The 1022-nt window shown below is 67.6% G+C and carries 2 protein-coding genes; both read left to right on the top strand.

The genetic code is table 11. The features are described 5' to 3' along the window. On the top strand, positions 1–536 hold a 536-nt coding region (locus EN750_RS36040; RefSeq protein WP_189526737.1), incomplete at its 5' end, for an SAM-dependent methyltransferase. 107 nt (positions 537–643) lie between these two features. Further along, on the top strand, positions 644–1022 hold a 379-nt coding region (locus EN750_RS36035; RefSeq protein WP_189526735.1), incomplete at its 3' end, for a laccase domain-containing protein.

Below are 1022 nucleotides of genomic sequence, written 5' to 3'. Positions count from 1 at the left end.
ACCTTTGCTTCTTCGCCGGCGCCGGCTCGGTCGACCCGACGCTGCTGCCCGCCGATGCCACCCAAGCGCCGCAAGGTTCGATCGCCGAAGTGGCGCCTGCCCGCACCGCGCTCATGGCAACGATCGCCGAGCGCATATCCAGGCATGGCGGCGCTGGCCTGTTTCTCGACTATGGCCATCTCCAGCCGGGTGTCGGGGACACGCTGCAGGCCTTGCGCAGCCACGATCACGAAGATGTGCTGGCCAATCCCGGTGAGGCCGACCTCACCTCCCATGTCGATTTCGCCGCCCTGGCCGCGATCGTGCGTGCACATGGCCTCGAAGCCCATCTGACGACACAGGGCGACTTCCTGCTCGGCATGGGCATCCTCGAGCGCGCCGGCCGGCTTGGCGCCGATGCCGGCCAGGCGGCGCGCGAAAGGATCGCCGGCGACGTCGAGCGCCTCGCAGGGCCGCAAGCCATGGGCGAGCTGTTCAAGGTGCTTGCGGTACTGCCTCGCGGCGTGGCGGTTCGGCCCTTCGCCGGGGCGGATTGACTTTTTACCGCCGCCCCTCCCAATCTCCCGTCCGCGCTTTGCAGCGCCTGTTCTCGACCAAGCACCTTCTTCTTGACGAAACCGCCCACACGGACAACAACGCCCGCATGCTGAATCAGACCAAACCGGATCCCGTTCGGTCGCCGCTGCTGGACAAGGCGCAGGCACAAGGCATCCGCCACGGCTATTTCACCCGCATCGGCGGTGTCTCCGGCGGCATCTACCAGGGCCTCAACATCGGCACCGGATCGAATGACGACCAGGCGCTGGTCGCAGAGAACCGCGGCCGCGTCGCCGCCTGGATGGGCGTGCCGGCGAACCATCTGTTAACCGCCTGGCAAATCCATTCGCCCGACGTCATCATCGCCAGGGAGCCCTTTGCCGGCGAGCGGCCCAAGGCAGACGCCATCGTCACCGACCGGCCGGGCATCGCCATCGGCGCTTCGACCGCCGATTGCGGTCCCGTGCTGTTCGCGGATGCTGAGG

It is taken from the genome of Mesorhizobium sp. M7A.F.Ca.ET.027.03.2.1 (assembly GCF_003999175.1).
In the GTDB taxonomy this organism is placed as follows: Bacteria; Pseudomonadota; Alphaproteobacteria; order Rhizobiales; family Rhizobiaceae; genus Mesorhizobium.
Note: the sequence above shows the minus strand (reverse complement) of the source record. Positions and strands in the feature narration are given on the sequence as shown.